The sequence below is a fragment of the Burkholderia reimsis genome, from assembly GCF_003294055.1.
GTDB lineage: Bacteria > Pseudomonadota > Gammaproteobacteria > Burkholderiales > Burkholderiaceae > Burkholderia > Burkholderia cepacia.
In genome coordinates, this window is the sequence record NZ_QMFZ01000012.1 from 65,181 (window position 1) to 78,013 (window position 12,833).

Below are 12,833 nucleotides of genomic sequence, written 5' to 3' on the forward strand. Positions count from 1 at the left end.
GTACAGCCCCAGCGCGCATATAGCTCCATCAGCAGCCCCGCGCGCCTCGCCGTGTGCATCACTGACCGGCGACCCAGCCATCGTCTCTATGGGCCGCTGGTCGTGCCGAAAACCTCTGAGGGGTTTCGCTGCCGCTAGACGTGTGGCGGCTCGCGAGCTGGGGAGTGCACCCGAGCACGCGGGCGGGGTGCAGCAAGTAGCGCGTGAACGCTTTCGGCCCCCCCGGCACTGTCACTGTCTCTTTTCCACTCCAGCCTCACAACGTAGCTCGGGCCACCTCGGGCTATAGCGCGCGACGGTTTTCTGTAACTCGGAGCCTCCCATGCTCGCTGTCACCTATCGCTCGATCGATGAGCTGATCCCGTATGCGCGGAACAGCCGCACGCACTCCGACGCGCAGATCGCGCAGATTGCCGCGAGCCTTCGCGAGTTCGGATGGACGATTCCGGTCCTGATCGATGACGCCGACAACGTGATCGCCGGTCACGGTCGCCTTCTCGCCGCGCGCAAACTCGGGCAAACCGAAGTGCCGACGATCAGCCTGTCGCACCTGACCGAGACGCAGCGCCGCGCGTATGTGATCGCCGACAACAAACTCGCCGAGCAAGCAGGTTGGGATACCGAACTTCTCGCGCTCGAACTCGGCGAGCTGAACGAAACTTTCGACGTGAGCCTGCTCGGGTTCGCCCCCGAGGAAGTCGCCGACTTGCTGGTCGGGCCGACGTTCGGCCCGGCCGACGCAGACAGCCAGGGCAAGCTCGACGAGAAAGGCAAGTGCAAGTGTCCGAACTGCGGCCATGAGTTCATGCGTTGAGCTGAAACTCGACTGGTGCTCGCATGAGGCCGCCACGTATGCGGTGATGCACTGGCATTACTCGAAACGCATGCCGATGCCGCCGCTCGTTCGAGTCGGTGTGTGGGAGTCCGGCAAGTTCATCGGGTGCGTTCTGTTCGGTCGGGGTGCATCGCCGCAGCTCGGCACGCCTTACGGCCTCACTCAGCTCGAATGCTGCGAGCTGGTGCGCATCGCGCTCACGAAGCACGTCACGCCTGTTTCTCGAATCGTGAAGCTCGCTATCAAGCTGCTGCGTGAGAACTCGCCCGGCCTGCGTCTGATCGTCAGCTTCGCCGACGCGAATCAGGGGCACCACGGCGGCATCTATCAAGCCGGAAACTGGCTGTATCTCGGCAAGAGCGCTGCGAGTGTCGAGTATTTCCACGAAGGCCGGTGGAAGCATCAGCGCGAAGTGAGCGGCGGCGCCTTCGGCGGTGAGCGAAAGATCGCAGACCCGTCCGGCCTGCCGAAGCGTCGCACCGAAGGCAAGCATCGCTATGTGATGCCGCTCGACGATCGCATGCGTGAACGTCTCGCGTCGCATGCGCAGCAGTACCCGAAACCCCCTCTGCGTGAGAAGCAAGCGATGGCCGGTTCCACCGGTACAGCGGCGGTGTAACGCCGACCCTCACGCTCCATATCTCAAGGTGTCGCCATGACCGAGCAAGAGAAGCCGCGCACGCTTGCCGACTGCGAGCCTATTCCGCCCGATCGCAAATCGGCGTTCAAGCGCACGCACCCCCGTATCAAGCAAGGCCAGCTCGAACCGTTCGAGCCGACACACGATCAGCGCATGACCGTGCGCGTCATGTCCGCGTGCGGCATGAAACCCGAGGTGATCGTGCAGCACATTGTCAACCCTGATACGGGCCTGCCCGTGACGGTCAAGACGCTGCGCAAATACTGCTCGAAAGAGCTGAAAGACGGCCGCGAAGTCGCTAACGCGATGGTCGCGCAGTCGCTGTTCAAGAAGGCGATCGGGAACACGCCCCAAGCCGTGCAGGCGTGCATTTTCTGGTTGCGCTCGCAAGCTGGCTGGCTCGCCCCGGACTCGATCGAGATTTCCGGGAAAGACGGCAAGCCGTTGACCGGTGGCGAACGTCAGAATCTCGTCGTGTATCTCCCCGACAACGGGCGCGATGCAGCGAACGCGAACGGCGATGGCACGCAAGCCCTCAAGCGGCGCGGCTGAGAAGCGCCTCGCGCCGCAGGCCGGGCCGCAATCGATGTTCCTCGCGACGCCCGCGGATATCGCCATCTACGGCGGTGCCGCAGGCGGCGGCAAATCGTTCGGCCTGCTGCTCGATCCGCTGCGCCACGTGCTGAGTGTGCGCGGCTTTTACGGCGTGTTCTTCCGACGCACGACCACGCAGATTCGCAACCCCGGCGGGCTTTGGGACGAGTCGCAAGCGATCTATATGCAGCTCGGCGCGAAAGCGCGCCAGCACGAACTGGAATACACCTGGCCGAACGTCGGATCTAAGCTCAAGCTCGCGCACCTCGAACATGAAATGTCTGTGTACGAGTGGCAAGGCGCGCAGGTGCCGTTCATCGGCTTCGACGAGCTGACGCATTTCTCGCGCAATCAGTTTTTCTACATGCTGTCGCGCAATCGCTCGACGTGCGGCGTGCGTCCCTACGTGCGCGCGACGACGAACCCGGACGCCGAGTCGTGGGTGTCCGAGCTGATTGAGTGGTGGATCGATCAAGAGACGGGCCTCCCGATCGACGATCGCGCAGGCGTGCTGCGCTGGTTCGCGCGACAGAATGACGTGATCGTGTGGGCGAACACCCGCGACGAGCTGATCGACCAGCTCGGCCCAGACTGTCTCCCGAAAACGCTCACCTTCATTCCGGCGCAGATTTACGATAACCCGATGCTGCTCGCGAACGATCCGGGCTATCTCGCGAACCTGCAAGCGCTGCCGTATGTCGAGCGCATGCGCCTGCTCGGCGGGAACTGGAAAATCCGTCCGACATCGGGCCTGTACTTTCAGCGTCAGTGGGTCAACGTTATCGACGTGGCCCCGGCGAATCTCGACGTGGTGCGCTACTGGGATTTGGCCGCGACCGACAAGACGCAGGACAACGATCCAGACTGGACGATCGGCGTTAAGCTCGGGAAGTACCGCGATCAAAACCGCTGGGTCGTGCTGCACGTGTGCCGCTTGCGCGGGTCGCCGCACAAGGTCGAAGAAGCGATTCGGAACATTGCAGCGATCGACGGGCCGCGATGCCGTATCGGCTTGCCCCAAGACCCCGGCCAAGCAGGCAAGGCGCAAGCGCTCGCGCTTATCGGTGCACTGTCCGGTTACATCGCGACTGCGCGCGCCGAGCGCGGCGATAAGATCACGCGCTTCGGGCCGTTCAGTGCGCAAGCTGAGGCCGGCAATATCGACTACGTGCGCGGGCCGTGGCTCGACGAGCACCTATCGCAGCTCGAAGGGTTTCCCGACTCGCCGCACGATGACGACGCCGACGCGTGCGGCGGTGCGCTCGGCATGTTCCTCGATAGCCGCACCGGGTTTCTCGATTACTTCGCTGGTGTCGTCAGTGAGAAGCGGCAGCGCGAAGAGGCACGCATGCGCAACGAAGGTAACGTGGCGCGGCTGCGATGATCGATGCAGCCACAACGATCATTGTCGTGCTCGTCATTCTCGCACTGCTCGGGGCCGGTCTGTTCATGGTGTCGATCGCGTTTATCGATCCGCTTACACAGACCGTCTGTCGCGGCGTCGCTGTCGCCGCTGCTGTCGTCGTCGTGATCATCTATCTATCGCCGCTGCTGCGAACGCTCTACACGTGTTGGTGACAGCCCAAAAAAGGCCCGCTGCGTGAGCGGGCGTTTTTTCGTTGCGTGCGGTGCTGTCAGTCATGCAGACCCCGAATATCGAGCTGCGCGTTATAGAGCACGGTGTGGATCACATCAGTGACCGCAGCCAGTGCGCCGTGTGCGCCGTAGCCGATCGCGCATGCAGCGACGACGACGGCAGCGACACAGATAGCAAGCTTCACGTTAGACCCCCGTTTTGATGAGGAACAGCTCGAACAGCGCGACGTGCATGGTGCGCTCGCCGAGTTCCCATTTCTGCCACGTGCGCAGATTGACGCGCATCAGCTCGGCCGCTTGCGCTTGCGTAATGCCGAGCTGTTCGCGCAGCGCGCGCAGCGTGTCGCTGTCCGGCGTCGTCACCGACGTTTCGACGAGCGCGAGGAATTCGCGCACGACGCGCAGATCGGCGGCGCTCGGCTGCATCGGTGCGCGGCCCGACTCGCGGTGCAGCTCACGCGCGACAGTATCGCGACGCACTGCCGTTTCGCTGCCGAGATACGGATCGCGATCGACGAACGCGCGAGCGTTCGCGAGCGTGCGATTCGGGTTCGATTGCTTCGTGAGCCATGCGCGGTAGTCGTGCAGCATCGCGCGGGCCACTTCGTGAACTTCGGTCATGACTGCCTCCGGTTACTTGAAAGACTTCTGCGCCCAAACCAGCGCGATGACCCAACCGATTGCCGTCCATCCGAGGCACAGGTTCAGCGTCGCGATTGCCCGGTAATCAGGGTGGTTGCGGCGATATGCGGTGATCGCCGGGGCGAAGTAGATAGCGAAAACAACGGCCATCGTTGCGAGCGCGCTAACGATGCCATTGAGTGCGTCCATGTTCATTGTCGTGTCTCCGGTGTGGTTAGAAACCTTGCTTCGTCAGTTCTTCGGTCAACACGCGCGAAGCAATCGCGCGCTGTTCCTCTGTGAGCGTGTTGCGGATCGCGCTGAAAGCCTCAGCAGCAGCGAACGCCTTGGCAACTTCGCTGCGCATGCCCCGCACAGCCTTCGTCTCGCCTGACTCAGCGCACCGCGTGTAGATGTTCCCGACCTCGCCCCAGGTCGGGGTCATGTCGATCGACTTAGCCATTTTTCGTGTCTCCCGTGATGCGCGCACGCGCGCGCGAGATACCAGCCTGCGCCCATTGGGCGCCTTCGCCGTATTGGTAGGAACCCCGTCCCATCCGTCGTAAAACTGTCAACGAGGGCCGCACCATGCCTGACACGAAGGGCGCGAAAGTTACGCCGCTCGGCCCCGGCGTGGTCGGGCGTGCTGTGCAGGCGCTTCGTTATGTCGTCACCGGTCGCGCACCGGTTGCGAACGCAACGACACCGCAAGCGGCAGATACTGCGGGCACGGCGCACCCGGTCAAGACGACCATTGCAGGGGTCGGCCCCGAGAACTTCATGGGGCCGCTTAACCCGGTTCAGCCGGTCGCACAGGATGCGGTGTGGGGGCGTCGATACGATTACCCGGTCGGTTACAACCAGCGCTTTACGCCGCGCGGCGATGAGCTGGTGGATTTCGCCACACTGCGCATGCTCGCCGACACGTGGGATTTGCTGCGCATCGTGATCGAGACGCGAAAGGATCAGCTCGACCAGCTCGACTGGAAAATCCGGTATCGCGACCAGAACAAACCGCAGGACGCGCGCTGTCAGCAGCTCACCGAATTTTTCATGTACCCCGACCGGATCAATACGTGGTCCGATTGGGTGCGAATGATTATTGAAGATTTGTTCGTGATCGATGCGCCGTGCGTGTTGCCGCGCTTCACGCGCGGCGGTGATCTCTACGCGCTTGAGATTATGGACGGTGCGCTGATCAAGCCGCTATACGACGCACAGGCGCGCATTCCGATGTCGCCCGACCCGGCCTATCAGCAGATCATCAAGGGCCTGCCTGCTGTCGAATATACGTTCGACGAGCTGATCTATAAGCCGCGCAACCGTCGATCGTGGAAGGCATACGGGTATAGCCCCGTCGAGCAAATCATTGTCACGATCAACACCGGCATTCGGCGCAACCTCGCGACCTTGCAGTATTACACCGAGGGTTCGCTACCCGACTCGATCATCGGCCTGCCCGACACCTGGAACTCTGAACAGATTCGGCAGTTTCAAGAGTATTGGGACGAGCTGCTGTCGGGGAACACTGCCGAGCGGCGCAAAACGCGTTTCATGCCGGGCGGCGGGCACTACGTCCAGACGCGCGAGCCAGGCCTCACGGACGAGTTCGACGAATGGCTGGCGCGCGTCGTTTGCTACGCGTTCAGCGTCGAGCCGACACCGTTCATCAAACAGCAGAACCGCGCCACGGCGCAGACCGCGCGCGAGCAATCGATCGCGGAGGGACAGGCCGCACTCAAAAAGTGGCTGAAGCTGCTGATCGATGGCGTGATCACGCGATACATGAAAGCGCCTGACCTTGAGTTTGTCTGGAACGACAACTATGCGGTTGACCCGCTCCAACAAGCGCAGATCGATCAAATCTATTTGATGAATCAGGTCATGGTGCCGAACGAGGTTCGCGAAAACCTCGGCCTTGAACCCCTCGACACCGACGAGTCTGATCAAGTGCTGCCGCGCCCGAATGGCCCGGAAGGACTGAAGCCCGATGAGGACGACGGCGGCGGACGCGCGCCCCGCAAGAATGACGACTTCGACAATGCGACCGAGAAGGTAGCGAAGGCGTCGCGCGGCGAAAAAAAAAAGGCAGCTTGATCCGGCTGGTGATGCCGGACCCGGAACGCAGTGAAGTGCAGACGCAGCGCGCGCGTATCAAGCGCACGATGCAGCGCTTTCTAACTGGCCTCTCGCACGATATCGCGCGGCAGGCTGGCCCGAAGCTCGACGGCCTGCGCGCGAATGTCAGCAAGGCCGCACATGATGATGACGATGGCGAAAACGACTCGATCCCGCAGCTCGACGAAGCGAGCGCAGCCGCAGCAGCCGACGCACTTGACGAAGAACTCGACTGGTCATCATTCGAAACACTCCCCGACGAAATCTTCGATCCACTCGCCCGCACATACAAAGGGGCGCGCGCGTCGGCGGTGATTCAGGTCGGCGAGGTTCGCGAAGGTCTGTCGAGTAGCGCCGCGCGCGACGCGGTGAACTTCGATGTGGTCAACGATGCGGCGGTCGAATGGGCGCAGGCGCGCGCGGCCGAAATGGTCGGCAAGAAACGCGTTGACGGGAAGCTCGTCGATAACCCCGATGCGCGCTGGCGAATCGACGACACGACGCGCGAGGCGATCAAGTCCCTCACGCAAGACGCGCTCGAACAAGGCTGGTCGGCCGAACAGTTCACGAAGCAAATCATCGATGACGCCGCGTTCGACTACACGCGCGCAAACACGATCGCACGCACCGAGGCGCGGCTCGCGAACTCGAACGGGACGCTCGACGCGTGGCGTGCCGATGGTCGTGTCGAGAAGAAAGCATGGTCTACGGCAGGCGACGACAAGGTAGAGGAAGTGTGTCAAGCCAACGCCGACGCGGGGGACATTCCGATTGATGACGTGTTCCCGAGTGGCGACGATGCGACGCCCGCTCACCCTAACTGTCGATGCGTGATCGTCGGCACCACATACGCGAACGATGAGGACGAATCATGAGCATGAAAATTTTTGTGCCGCTCACGAAAGTGGACGTTGAGAAGCGGCTCGTTTACGGGACGCTCGCGGCCGAAGAGATTGACCGCTCGGGCGAAGTCCTCGACTACGCGTCGAGCAAGCCGCACTTTCAGGCATGGTCGGGCGATATCGCGAAGGCGACGGACGGCAAGTCTGTCGGCAACCTGCGCGCCATGCACGGCAAGGTAGCGGCAGGCAAGTTCACCGACCTGCAATTCGACGACGAGTCGCGGCGTATCGAGGCGGTCGCAAAGGTCGTCGACGACACCGAATGGAACAAGGTTCTCGAAGGTGTGTACACGGGCTTCTCGATCGGCGGCAAATACGGCAAGACGTGGACCGATCAAGGGCACCGCCGCTATGAGGCGATCCCGGCCGAGGGGTCGCTCGTCGATTACCCGTGCATCCCGTCCGCTACGTTCAAGGTTGTGAAGGCTGACGGCTCGGAAGAAATGCGCAAGTTCACGGGCGCGACCGATTCCCTCGAAGCAATCGATCAGCTCGCCGAGCTGCTGAACAAAGGCACGATCGACCCGCGCGAGGTGCTGAAACTCGCACTGGCTGACCTTCAGAAACGCGACTTCGCCGACACCGCGACGACGGCAGCAGCAGCCGACACGACCGGCGCGGGCGAAGTCGAGAAAGCGGACAAGGGTGACGGCGATGGTAACGACGATGACACCGGCAAGTCTGGGAATGGTGGTGACGACGCTGACGGTAACGCAGACGCTGGCGGAGGCGACGGTGCCAAATCTGGCACTTCGGAAACGCAAGACGACGGCGGCGCGGCCGATGGTGACGCCGACGACGCCGCGAAAGCTGCTGCTGCCGCAGCACTCGAAAAGGTCGGCGCTCGCAACAGCAAAGCAGACCTTGCACATTTGCAGGCGGCGCACGACTCGCTCGTAAAGGCTGGCGCGATGTGCGGCGGTGACGACGGCCACGATGACGCGGCCGACCTTGATGACGACTTTGCCCTTGCGGCTGGCGTAGACGAGCTGTGCAAGGCTGCCGGACTCGATCCCGTCGAAGGTACGTCCGGGATGGAGAAAGCCGCCCAGCTCGTCGTGTCGCTCGCCAAGGCGCACGCGCGCATCAAGGAACTTGAGGACATGCCCGCGCCGACCAAGGGCGTGCTCAAGACCATCGAAAAGTCCGCAGACATGACCGTGAACGCGTGCACCAAATCCACGATCGACGAAGAACTCGAACGCGCGTCGCAAGCGCAGATCGACGGCGATCCGCTGCCGATGGTCAAGTTCATCCACAAATACGGAGCGCGGAGCGTTCGTCCGAACACGCCGAGCAAATGATCAACCACTAACCGCTGTTTTCTCAGGCCGCGCCGCGCCCCCGTAGGCGCGGCTTTTTTTTGGAGAAACAAAATGGGTTCCCTCAATATGCAAGAGCTGCAAGCGCTCGTCAAAAGCGCGCTTGCGGCCGATATGGGCGTTCCGCTGAACAAGGCGAACACCATCAGCACCAGCACCGGGCTGGTGTCGTATGACCTGCAAGCCCCGGCGAAGAACCTCTATCCGGTGCTCACGCCGATCCGCAACAGCCTGCCCCGCGTGCCGGGCCGTGGCGATACGGCGACCCGCTGGAAGGTGATCCGCGCGATTCAAGGCTCGGGCTTCGACTCGATCGGCTTCGTGCCCGAAGGTCAGCGCGCCGGGCGCATGAGCTACAGCGCCGTCAACGCGCTCGCCTCGTATGCGACGCTCGGCGAAGAAGAAAGCGTGACGTTCGAGGCTGAATCGGCCGGTCGCGATTTCGAGGACGTGCGCGCGACCGCCGCGATTCGCCTGCTGCAAAAAATGATGCTGAAGGAAGAGGACGCGCTGCTCGGCTCGAACATGTCGATCGCGCTGGGCGTTCCGGCCACGCCGACGGTATCGAGCGCAGGCACGGGCGGCACGATCGCGGCAGGCACGTATAACGTGATCGTCGTGGCGCTCGCCTATACGGCGTACCGCATCGCGACCGTCTCGGCTGCTGGCGTTCCGACCGCCACGACCGTGACCGGCGCAGACGGTCAAACGTTCGGTCTGAACTCGGGCGCATCGAACAAGAGTGCAGCCGCGAGCACGGGCGCACTTACCGGCACCACGTCCACGATCAGCGCGAGCGTTGCGCCGGTCACGGGCGCAATGGCCTATGCGTGGTACGTCGGCACGACCGGCAACGAGACCCTGCAAGCGATCACGACCATTAACTCGGTCGCGCTCACTTCGCTTTCGACCGGCAACCAGAACGCCAGCGCGATCACGGCCGACGCGTCGCAAAACTCGCTCGGCTATGACGGCCTGCTGTCGTGGGCGCTGAACCCGGCCAACGGCGCGTATGTGAACACGTTCGCGACCGGCACGGCAGGCACCGGCACCTTCATGACGGCATCCTCGCGCGGCTCGATCAACGAGATTGACACCGCGTTCCGCCGTATGTGGGATTTGTACCGCGTTTCGCCGACGGTGCTCTACTGCAACGCGCAGGAGTACCAGAACATGCTGGCGAAGATTCTGAACTCGTCCAGCGGCCCGCTGCTGCGCTACACGCGCGACGGTGCATCGCCCTACGCGATCTTTGCGGGCGGCAGCATCGAAGCCTACTTCAACCCGTTCGGCGCGAACGGCGGCTACAAGGTGCCGATTCTGATCCACCCGACCATCCCGCCCGGCACCATCCTGTTCTGGACGCAAGACCTCCCGATGCAATACCAGAACAACGAAGTGCCGCAAGTGGCCGAGGTGCACTTGCACCGCGACTATTACGAGATTGACTGGCCGCTCAAGACGCGCGCTTACGAAATGGGCGTGTACGCCGAGGAAGTGCTCGCGGTGTATGCCCCGTTCGCAATGGGCGTGCTGACGAACATCGGCAACGGTTAATGCCTGCGAGTGAGCGCATGCCGCCCCTCTGGTCGGGGGCGGCTTTTTTTTTGCGGAGGGAATCATGGCACTGGTACGCATGAAAGCGCCCGACTGGCTGCAATCGATCACGATCGGCGGTGTGCTGCGCGAGATTAAAAAGGGCTTCGTCGAAGTCGAAGAAGAGTTCGTGAGCGAGGCCCAAGCGCACGGCCTCATGCTGAAGGATGACGCGGGCCTCAATCCGGCATGGACGGAAAAAGCCCCGGCACCGGACAAGACCGAGTAAGCGAGGTGCATCATGGCCGCAATCGACCTCACGACGCTTGCTGCGGTCAAGGCGTGGTGCAAAGTCGCCACGTCGAACGATGACGCGCTGCTGTCGTCTCTGATCACGTCAGCTTCGCAGTACATCGAAACATACTGTGACCGCGAGTTCGTTTCGCAGTCGTTCACTGAAGTCCGCAACGGGAAAGGCACGCGCGCCATGTCGGTCGCGCATTACCCGATTACTGCGGTCGAATCGGTGATGATCGGATCGTTGATCATCCCGCCTGCCCCGGTCGTCGGCTCGCCGAACTGGCCCGGCGCGGGATACGTGTTCAACGATACGAGCATCAAATTGCACGGCTACATGTTTTGGGCCGGTATCGCGAACGTGCAGCTTGAATACACGGCAGGCTATACGACGATCCCGGCAGACCTGGCCCAATGCTGTAACGAGCTGGTCGGCCTCCGCTATCGGCAGCGCGATCACATCGGCCTGTCCGGCGCGGTCGGCGTCGATGGTCAGCACATCGTCTATGACGACGCAGCGCTGTCGCCCGCGCAAGCCGTGCTGCTCGCGCAGTACAAAAAGCAGGTGCCGGTGTGATTTTCGAATCGAAGATTACCGGCGATCAGGCTGTCATGGCGCACTTTCGCGCGATGCCCGACAAGCTGCGCGACGCGCTGCGCAATGCGATCTATGACGACTTGATCAAGCTACAGCGACACGTCGTCACTGAGAAGCTGTCGAGCCAAGTGCTACGCCGCAAAACCGGCACGCTCGCCGCGTCGATCACGCCATACATGGAGTTCGGCAACCCGAACGAAATTGTCGGCGTGCTCGGCGCGAACACGCCGTATGCGCGAATCCTCGAATACGGCGGCACGATCGCGCATCCGGGCGGCACCGCGTATTTGATCGATCACGGCGTTTCGACCTTCATCTCGAACAAGGCAGCGGCAGCGCTCGCGCAACGCTTGCCGCGCACGAAGCCGCACGCGATCCCGATCCCGGAACACTCGTATCTCCGCAGCTCGCTTGCCGACATGCGGCAAACGATCCTCGACGACCTACAGCGCGCCGCAGCGCGCGCGATGAAGGGCTGACATGTCGATCCAGCGCGAACCCATCTATGCGGCCTTGTTCGCGCTCGTACAGGCCGCGGTCGCCCCGTATGCGGTGACGATCGGCCGACGCTTTCAGCTCGCGTCGCAAGTGCCGCCGGGTGAACAGCCCGCCGTTTTTCAGGTGCAGAAAAGCGAACGTATCCAGCACGAACGGCGCGGCCTGCCGAAGAAATACCACTTGTTTGTCGATCTCGTCGTGTACGTGCAGGCGGGCGACAGCGCGTCGATTCCCGCGTCGCCGATTAACGCGATCCTCGACGCGATCGATAACGCGCTCGCGCCGACGCCCGGCGACCCGATGAATAACCAGACGCTCGGCGGGCTGGTCGAGCACGCATGGATTGAAGGCGAAGTGTTGATTGTTGAAGGCACGTTGCAGGATCAGTCGGTCGCAATCGTGCCGGTGCAAATGTACGTGACCGGCTAACTCACTCTGACCATTCATCGCCTCGATAGGCGCTCCATCGCGAGCGCCTTTTTTCATTTTGGGAGTAGACACCATGCAAACCCTCTTTGGCGCGGGTGCACTGTGGGGCACGCCGCTTACTGATTCGCAGGGCAACGCCATCAGCAACCCGACGCCGGTTCGGTTCGGTGTCGCTCAAGAGATTTCGATCGATATCGATTTCTCGACGAAGGAACTCTACGGCACGTTGCAATTCCCGGTTGCGATCGGGCGCGGCACGGCCAAGATTTCCGGGAACATCAAAAACGCGCAGATCAACGGCCGCGCGTGGGCGTCGCTGTTCTTCGGTCAGCCGCAGTCGGCCGGAATCTTTGCCGACGTGCTCGACACGATCGGCGAGCTGATCCCCGCCACTGGCCCGTACACGATCACGCCGACCGTGCCGAGTTCGGGGACGTGGGTGGCCGACCTGGGCGTGCTCGACACGAACGGCAACCCGATGGTTGTGGTCGCATCGAGTCCTGCTGCTGGTCAGTACAGCGTGAGCGCAGGAACGTACACCTTCGCGGCTGCTGATGAAGGCAAAAAGGTTTTCATCAATTTCCAGTACACGGCGACGAGCACGACGGTGCAAAACCAAGTGATCACGTCGCAGCCGCTGGGCTACACGCCGACTTTCTCGCTCGATGTGTTCCTGCCGTACAACGGCGCGAGCGTGACGGCGCACCTTTACAACGTCGTCGCCTCGAAGCTCGCGATTCAAACCAAGCTCGATGACTTCGTGATCCCGCAAATGGATTACAGCGCGTTCGCTGACGCACAGAACCGCGTCATGCAAATCAGCACGACGCAATAACTCGGGGGCAAC

19 protein-coding genes are annotated in these 12,833 nt (G+C 62.3%); 14 read left to right on the forward strand and 5 right to left on the reverse strand.

Features of this window, described 5'->3' with window-relative positions:
- The first annotated feature begins 322 nt into the window (after positions 1–322).
- From DPV79_RS16045 to DPV79_RS16055, 3 genes are read left to right on the forward strand one after another with little or no spacing between them, the layout of a single operon-like run.
- Complete coding sequence (locus DPV79_RS16045) at positions 323–814, forward strand: ParB/Srx family N-terminal domain-containing protein (RefSeq protein ID WP_113045882.1); 492 nt, start codon at positions 323–325, stop codon at positions 812–814.
- Positions 798–1,454 (forward strand): Mom family adenine methylcarbamoylation protein, encoded by a 657-nt coding sequence (locus tag DPV79_RS16050; RefSeq protein ID WP_482764115.1) that lies wholly within the window; start codon positions 798–800, stop codon positions 1,452–1,454. Before DPV79_RS16045 ends, DPV79_RS16050 begins: the two co-directional genes overlap by 17 nt.
- Positions 1,455–1,490: 36 nt before the next feature.
- Positions 1,491–2,027, forward strand: a complete 537-nt coding sequence (locus DPV79_RS16055) for a hypothetical protein (protein WP_113045884.1) — start codon at positions 1,491–1,493, stop codon at positions 2,025–2,027.
- Here DPV79_RS16055 and DPV79_RS43360 read toward each other — a convergent pair.
- Complete coding sequence (locus tag DPV79_RS43360) at positions 2,011–2,244, reverse strand: hypothetical protein (RefSeq protein ID WP_244321766.1); 234 nt, start codon at positions 2,242–2,244, stop codon at positions 2,011–2,013. The genes DPV79_RS16055 and DPV79_RS43360 overlap by 17 nt on opposite strands.
- Between DPV79_RS43360 and terL the strand changes: the two genes are divergently transcribed.
- Both terL and DPV79_RS16065 read left to right on the forward strand, forming a co-directional pair.
- Complete coding sequence (gene terL / locus DPV79_RS16060) at positions 2,146–3,453, forward strand: phage terminase large subunit (RefSeq protein ID WP_244321764.1); 1,308 nt, start codon at positions 2,146–2,148, stop codon at positions 3,451–3,453. The genes DPV79_RS43360 and terL overlap by 99 nt on opposite strands.
- Positions 3,450–3,647, forward strand: a complete 198-nt coding sequence (locus DPV79_RS16065) for a hypothetical protein (RefSeq protein WP_113045886.1) — start codon at positions 3,450–3,452, stop codon at positions 3,645–3,647. The genes terL and DPV79_RS16065 overlap by 4 nt, the downstream gene beginning before the upstream one ends.
- 56 nt (positions 3,648–3,703) lie before the next feature.
- On the opposite strand, the gene DPV79_RS42670 is transcribed toward DPV79_RS16065, so the two are convergent.
- Genes DPV79_RS42670 through DPV79_RS16080 form a run of 4 tightly spaced genes read right to left on the reverse strand, consistent with a single transcriptional unit; the run spans position 3,704 to position 4,749 of the window.
- Positions 3,704–3,850 carry a hypothetical protein gene (locus DPV79_RS42670; protein WP_165843522.1) on the reverse strand — a complete coding sequence of 49 codons (147 nt, stop codon included), beginning with the start codon at positions 3,848–3,850 and terminating at the stop codon, positions 3,704–3,706.
- A 1-nt stretch (position 3,851) separates the two neighbouring features.
- Entirely contained in the window at positions 3,852–4,286 is a 435-nt protein-coding gene (locus DPV79_RS43365) for a helix-turn-helix domain-containing protein (RefSeq protein WP_244321759.1), read from the reverse strand.
- Between the two features lie 12 nt (positions 4,287–4,298).
- Entirely contained in the window at positions 4,299–4,496 is a 198-nt protein-coding gene (locus tag DPV79_RS16075) for a superinfection immunity protein (protein ID WP_113045953.1), read from the reverse strand.
- Between the two features lie 25 nt (positions 4,497–4,521).
- Positions 4,522–4,749 carry a hypothetical protein gene (locus tag DPV79_RS16080; protein ID WP_113045887.1) on the reverse strand — a complete coding sequence of 76 codons (228 nt, stop codon included), beginning with the start codon at positions 4,747–4,749 and terminating at the stop codon, positions 4,522–4,524.
- A gap of 125 nt (positions 4,750–4,874) precedes the next feature.
- Here DPV79_RS16080 and DPV79_RS16085 point away from each other — a divergent pair, with 125 nt between their 5' ends.
- The 9 genes from DPV79_RS16085 to DPV79_RS16125 all read left to right on the forward strand — a co-directional run bounded on the left by DPV79_RS16085 (position 4,875) and on the right by DPV79_RS16125 (position 12,821).
- Positions 4,875–6,383 carry a phage portal protein gene (locus DPV79_RS16085; protein WP_113045888.1) on the forward strand — a complete coding sequence of 503 codons (1,509 nt, stop codon included), beginning with the start codon at positions 4,875–4,877 and terminating at the stop codon, positions 6,381–6,383.
- Positions 6,380–7,279, forward strand: a complete 900-nt coding sequence (locus DPV79_RS16090; RefSeq protein WP_113045889.1) for a phage minor head protein — start codon at positions 6,380–6,382, stop codon at positions 7,277–7,279. The genes DPV79_RS16085 and DPV79_RS16090 overlap by 4 nt, the downstream gene beginning before the upstream one ends.
- Positions 7,276–8,610 carry a hypothetical protein gene (locus DPV79_RS16095; RefSeq protein WP_133295663.1) on the forward strand — a complete coding sequence of 445 codons (1,335 nt, stop codon included), beginning with the start codon at positions 7,276–7,278 and terminating at the stop codon, positions 8,608–8,610. Before DPV79_RS16090 ends, DPV79_RS16095 begins: the two co-directional genes overlap by 4 nt.
- Before the next feature lie 72 nt (positions 8,611–8,682).
- The gene (locus tag DPV79_RS16100) at positions 8,683–10,185 is read left to right on the forward strand and encodes a hypothetical protein (RefSeq protein WP_133295664.1); all 1,503 of its coding nucleotides are present in this window, start codon (positions 8,683–8,685) and stop codon (positions 10,183–10,185) included.
- Between the two features lie 64 nt (positions 10,186–10,249).
- The gene (locus DPV79_RS16105; RefSeq protein ID WP_133295665.1) at positions 10,250–10,453 is read left to right on the forward strand and encodes a hypothetical protein; all 204 of its coding nucleotides are present in this window, start codon (positions 10,250–10,252) and stop codon (positions 10,451–10,453) included.
- Positions 10,454–10,465: 12 nt separating this feature from the next.
- Positions 10,466–11,038 (forward strand): head-tail connector protein, encoded by a 573-nt coding sequence (locus tag DPV79_RS16110; RefSeq protein ID WP_113045893.1) that lies wholly within the window; start codon positions 10,466–10,468, stop codon positions 11,036–11,038.
- A 35-nt stretch (positions 11,039–11,073) separates the two neighbouring features.
- Entirely contained in the window at positions 11,074–11,538 is a 465-nt protein-coding gene (locus DPV79_RS16115; protein WP_113045894.1) for an HK97 gp10 family phage protein, read from the forward strand.
- Between the two features lie 109 nt (positions 11,539–11,647).
- Positions 11,648–11,986 (forward strand): hypothetical protein, encoded by a 339-nt coding sequence (locus DPV79_RS16120; RefSeq protein WP_133295666.1) that lies wholly within the window; start codon positions 11,648–11,650, stop codon positions 11,984–11,986.
- A gap of 58 nt (positions 11,987–12,044) precedes the next feature.
- Complete coding sequence (locus DPV79_RS16125) at positions 12,045–12,821, forward strand: hypothetical protein (RefSeq protein WP_208866726.1); 777 nt, start codon at positions 12,045–12,047, stop codon at positions 12,819–12,821.
- Positions 12,822–12,833: the final 12 nt, after the last annotated feature.

Bases quoted from the DNA above. Each gene is read 5' to 3' on its own strand.
- DPV79_RS16045 (WP_113045882.1), top strand. From the start codon at position 323: ATGCTCGCTGTCACCTATCGCTCGATCGATGAGCTGATCCCGTATGCG.
- DPV79_RS16050 (WP_482764115.1), top strand. From the start codon at position 798: ATGAGTTCATGCGTTGAGCTGAAACTCGACTGGTGCTCGCATGAGGCC.
- DPV79_RS16055 (WP_113045884.1), top strand. From the start codon at position 1,491: ATGACCGAGCAAGAGAAGCCGCGCACGCTTGCCGACTGCGAGCCTATT.
- DPV79_RS16065 (WP_113045886.1), top strand. From the start codon at position 3,450: ATGATCGATGCAGCCACAACGATCATTGTCGTGCTCGTCATTCTCGCA.
- DPV79_RS43365 (WP_244321759.1), bottom strand. From the start codon at position 4,286: ATGACCGAAGTTCACGAAGTGGCCCGCGCGATGCTGCACGACTACCGC.
- DPV79_RS16075 (WP_113045953.1), bottom strand. From the start codon at position 4,496: ATGGACGCACTCAATGGCATCGTTAGCGCGCTCGCAACGATGGCCGTT.
- DPV79_RS16080 (WP_113045887.1), bottom strand. From the start codon at position 4,749: ATGGCTAAGTCGATCGACATGACCCCGACCTGGGGCGAGGTCGGGAAC.
- DPV79_RS16085 (WP_113045888.1), top strand. From the start codon at position 4,875: ATGCCTGACACGAAGGGCGCGAAAGTTACGCCGCTCGGCCCCGGCGTG.
- DPV79_RS16095 (WP_133295663.1), top strand. From the start codon at position 7,276: ATGAGCATGAAAATTTTTGTGCCGCTCACGAAAGTGGACGTTGAGAAG.
- DPV79_RS16100 (WP_133295664.1), top strand. From the start codon at position 8,683: ATGGGTTCCCTCAATATGCAAGAGCTGCAAGCGCTCGTCAAAAGCGCG.
- DPV79_RS16105 (WP_133295665.1), top strand. From the start codon at position 10,250: ATGGCACTGGTACGCATGAAAGCGCCCGACTGGCTGCAATCGATCACG.
- DPV79_RS16110 (WP_113045893.1), top strand. From the start codon at position 10,466: ATGGCCGCAATCGACCTCACGACGCTTGCTGCGGTCAAGGCGTGGTGC.
- DPV79_RS16115 (WP_113045894.1), top strand. From the start codon at position 11,074: ATGGCGCACTTTCGCGCGATGCCCGACAAGCTGCGCGACGCGCTGCGC.